Annotated in this window: 4 protein-coding genes; 2 read left to right on the top strand and 2 right to left on the bottom strand. The window is 63.5% G+C overall.

All coding sequences use genetic code 11. The features are described from left to right. The coding region (locus ELR45_RS29365) for a M24 family metallopeptidase (RefSeq protein ID WP_165368209.1) at positions 1 to 1260 on the bottom strand (1260 nt) is incomplete at its 3' end. Between the two features lie 173 nt (positions 1261 to 1433). Between ELR45_RS29365 and ELR45_RS29360 the strand changes: the two genes are divergently transcribed. Next, positions 1434 to 2165, top strand: coding sequence for an XRE family transcriptional regulator (locus ELR45_RS29360; RefSeq protein WP_129669467.1), 732 nt, complete (start codon positions 1434 to 1436; stop codon positions 2163 to 2165). A 277-nt stretch (positions 2166 to 2442) separates the two neighbouring features. Here ELR45_RS29360 and ELR45_RS29355 read toward each other — a convergent pair whose 3' ends face one another. Further along, positions 2443 to 3030 carry a hypothetical protein gene (locus tag ELR45_RS29355; RefSeq protein ID WP_129669466.1) on the bottom strand — a complete coding sequence of 196 codons (588 nt, stop codon included), beginning with the start codon at positions 3028 to 3030 and terminating at the stop codon, positions 2443 to 2445. A gap of 990 nt (positions 3031 to 4020) precedes the next feature. Between ELR45_RS29355 and ELR45_RS35995 the strand changes: the two genes are divergently transcribed. Next, a partial coding sequence (locus ELR45_RS35995; RefSeq protein ID WP_205857506.1) for a GyrI-like domain-containing protein occupies positions 4021 to 4347 on the top strand: 327 nt, incomplete at its 3' end.

Below are 4347 nucleotides of genomic sequence, written 5' to 3'. Positions count from 1 at the left end.
GTTCAGCGCACCGCCCGCGGTCCAGTACTTCCGGCCGGCGACGAGCAGTTCCTCGGCCGGGAACTTGGTGATGACCTCACACCCGTCGGTGGTGACCACGACCTCCTCCTCGATACGCGCCGCCGACCAACCATCCGCGGCCGGCCAGTACGTCTCGAGGGCGAACACCATGCCCTCCTCGAGGGTTTCGGGATGGTCGAGGGAGACCAGGCGGCTGAAGATGGGTTTCTCCCATATGGAGAGTCCCACGCCGTGCCCGTACTGCAAGGCGAACGCGGCCGTCTCGTCTGGGAAACCGAACTCCTCGGCCCGAGGCCAGACCGAGACGATGTCCGCCGTCGTGGCACCGGGCTTGACCAGGGCGATCGCATGATCCATGTATTCGCGGCAGCGTGTGTACGCATCGCGTTGGGCCATCGACGCGCTGCCGACGGCGAACGTGCGGTAGTAGCAGGTGCGATAGCCCAGATGGCTGTGGAGGATGTCGAAGAAGGCCGGGTCGCCGGGCCGGATGAGCCGGTCGCTGTAGACGTGCGGGTGCGGAGAGCACCGTTCGCCGGAGATGGCGTTGACGCCCTCGACGTACTCGCTGCCGAGGTCGTAGAGGGCCTTGCTGACCACGCCGACGCACTCGTTCTCCTTCACCCCGGGCCGCAGGAACTCGTACAGGTCCTCGTAGGCGGCGTCGACCATCGAGCAGGCCTGGGTCAGCAGGGCGATCTCGTCGGGTGTCTTGATGCGGCGCGCCTCGAGGAAGACCTGCTGGCCGTCGACGACGGTGAGTCCTTCCGCCTGCAACGCGGCCAGGATGGGCATCTCGACGACGTCGATGCCTAGCGGTTCTGCGTCGAGGCCGTGCTCGCGGAGGACCGCCGCCACCTTTCCGGCGACGTCGGCAGCGATGCCCGCGTCGGGATGGAAGGCTCCGCGCAGTGTGGAGATGCCGGCTCGTGCCCTGTCCTCGCCGTCCAACCATGGGTTGTACAACTGGTGGTGCTTCGCGGCCGAGCCGAAGTCCCAGACGACCGGCTCGCCGCCACGGGGGAGTAGCGCGAACCGGATGAGCTTGTCAATCGCCCAGGTGCCGATGTGGGTCGAGGTCATGTAGCGGATGTTGGAGAAGTCGAACGACAGCACAGCGCCCAGGTCCGAGCGGTCAAGGAACGCTTTGAGGCGGGCCAGTCGCGCCTGTCGCAGTCGATCGAGATCGACTCGTTCCTCCCAGTCCACGGCGTTGGGGCCGAAGGTACGGACCGTCATTGGCCGTCACTCCTTCTGGTGAACATGTCACGGAGACTGTTCAGTGGCGTTAACCATCATTGAACAGTCGGGGAGAGGAGGTCAATACCCAGGGCTACACGGAACTGGGTGATCTGGGAGATGAATCGGAGGACAGCGTGTTAACTTATGCTGACCATGAGAGAGGGGTGCCGATGGCAGGTGACTCGGGGCTCGACATCGGTGATCGGCTCCGTGCGCAGCGGCTGCGACGGGGGCTCAGCGCCCGCGGTCTGGCCCGCGAGATCGGGGTGTCGCCCAGCCTGATCTCTCAGATCGAGACCGGGAAGAGCCGGCCGTCGGTGAGCACGCTGTACGCGATCACGACCGCGCTCGGCGTATCGATCGAGGATCTGTTCGACCGGGCCGGGCGGGCGTCGGCGGGACAGGGCACTGTCGATCAGAGCCAAGGTGTACCTGATCCAGGTCGCGCCGCGGTCGCTGCCGCCATGCAGGGTGCCAGCGATGGTCCCGGTGGCGCCTCTCAAGGTGATCGCGTTCAGGAGACGGGGCTGCGGGTGTTGGGCCCGGACCGGCAACGCCGGGTCGGTCCTGTCGTCCAACCGACCGAGCGCGAGGCGCTTACCCTGGACTCCGGGGTGACGTGGGAACGTCTTGGACAGGTGCCAGGTACTCACGTCGACTTTCTGCGGATCACGTACGAACCGGGGAGCACGTCAGCCAGCAACGGCAGGCTGATGCGGCATCCGGGTTTCGAGTACGGCTACGTGGTCGGCGGCGAACTCGTGCTCACCCTCGGTTTCGACGAGTATCGCCTGGCGCCCGGCGACGCGGTCTCGTTCGACTCCACCACGCCGCACGGCTATCGCAACGACGGCGTCGAGCCCGCCGTCGGGATCTGGTTCGTCCTCGAAGCCGGTCATTGAGGCATCGGACAGGAAGCGCGGCTCGAGCTGGATCGATCCCCGATGGGTAGACAAGCACGTGATATTCCGGGCGAACAGGTTGATCTTGGTCGACAACCCATCTATCAGGAGCTTCACCTCTTCCTCAATGCCGCCCCGTGCCAACAGGCTTGGTGCTCAACCAGGTTGAAAGCCTAATTGATAGGTCCGACCTCGCCAGGGCACGGTAAGAAATTGAGTGCGCCGTGTCGTCAGCCTTATCCCGCCCGCGCGGAGAAGTGCCACCTCCGCTGGGTCGTCATTGCCGGGCTGGATGCCAGGGAGGTAGCAGCTCGGGATCGCGTGGGTACAGCACCTGGTCGCGCAGCACGAGGTCGGCCTCGTTCGGGCTCCAGCAGCCAAATGGTGGGTTGGTGAAGTCGTAGTTCAGACTAATCGTGCCGTCCCGGTCTAGCCGGATTATTGCGTTGTACCAAGCGCCGCGCCCGTTTGGTTCGTACGTTGCGCGTCGCAGCGCCAAGCACGCCTCAGCGATTTCTGGGAAGTAGAAGCGGAACGCGTGCGATGCGGCATCCGCGCCTCGTACCTTAACCATCGCGGAGGTGCGGACCTCGTCAGCCGCGGCCGTCACGTCAAGGAACGCAGTCTCCCAGTTTAATGGGAGGTCGGCGAGCAATGCGTATCCGACTCTTAGGACCGGGTCGTCCGTCTCTGGACTCGGATCATCTACGTTCAAGCGAGGGAGCGGGTCGCCGTGCTCGTCCACGGGCGGCGATCTGTCATGCTGGACAGGGTCAAGCAGAGCTTGACGAACCTCTTGGACTAGTTCCGCTTCACTGACACGCTCACCGTTTGGCAGCACGATGTAGCCACCGTCATCACTCACCCATCCCATCCTATCTCGACGCTCCCTTGGTAGCTAATCCTCCGCAATCCCTGGGCCCGTGGCGCAGCATCGTGAGCCGCGGCCGCTCGGGCTGGACCGGGAAGCTACACGACTACGTGCAACGGCCGTCCAGGCCACACGGCACGAAGGGACGGAAAGACCAGAACCCTTTGGACGCCTAAAGAGCTATCCGTCCTGGCTCCACTAACCTTGTCCGCGGATCTTAGTCTCGACCCTTTTGTGAATTCAAACTACACAAACTATTACAGGGGAGCTTGTAGACAAGCCTGTGTCGCGTGGAAAAGGCGCACTCCGGTGACCCTTAGCCCTGCAGAGCACGACGCGATTGCGGTCGGAGTGCCCGACGTGCCTAAGGCGCAGGCCGCGGCATGGAAACGGTTCCCGGAGTAATTGTTTAGACGAAGATACTCCAAGCAGTCGTAAGCTGTAAGCGGCGCGATCTGATCCTCGATCCGAGTTACCGCCTCGGTGCTGCCCGTCTGCGCTTGCGCAACAGCGACAGTGGTGCCGCTCATCACAAGTGCCATAATAGTCGCCGCGCAGGCCGTTGCTACTCTTCTCATCGTGTCTCCCTCTCATAGAAACCGACGTCGTGTATGTCATTACGTATGACATCGCAGACGGGTTGCTTTTCGCGACGTGTCGACTTTCGTCCATAATTTGTTACGACTTATAGTCGAAACGTGGTGCACGCCGGGAGAGCGTTCCCAGCGTCGAGCGTGCTGGAGGAGAAGCCCTTGAAACGCATCGATCTGGTCTGAACGCTCGGGTTCGACAGGCACCAGCTGGCGGCGAGCAATGCGGGTCTGTGTCGACGACCACACTGCACGGTTATCGCAACGACGGCGTCGAGCCCGCCGTCGGGATCTGGTTCGTCCTCGAAACCGAGCATTGACCAGCACCCGTTCCGGTTCCAGGGCCCACCATGATGGCACGTATTGCACACCGCGCCCCCTCTACGGTGGAGCCATGACGATCGATCCTCAGCAGTTTCGTGCAGGCCCGTTCACCGTCCTCGGCTATGGCATCCGCACCAACGGCAGCGCGTCGGCCGACGACATCCCGGTGCTGTGGAAGCAGGTCATGGCGGGCGACGCACTCGCCCGTGTGCCGGGACGCCTCGCCGACGACGTCTATGCCGTGTATACCAACCTTGAGCACGCCGGTCGCAGTAGAGAGGGATGGTTCAGTTTCATCATCGGAGTGGCAGCTGATCCGTCGACGATGATCCCGGAGGGCATGACGATGGCCTCGGTCCCCGCCTCGGACCGAGTCGGGTTCGCCGTCCCGGACCGT

It is taken from the genome of Phytoactinopolyspora endophytica (assembly GCF_004138495.1).
Taxonomy (GTDB): domain Bacteria; phylum Actinomycetota; class Actinomycetes; order Jiangellales; family Jiangellaceae; genus Phytoactinopolyspora; species Phytoactinopolyspora endophytica.
This window is presented reverse-complemented; position numbering and strand designations above follow the sequence as displayed.

Excerpts from the sequence above, each read along its gene's own strand:
- ELR45_RS29360 (WP_129669467.1), top strand. The coding sequence starts at position 1,434 with ATGGCAGGTGACTCGGGGCTCGACATCGGTGATCGGCTCCGTGCGCAG.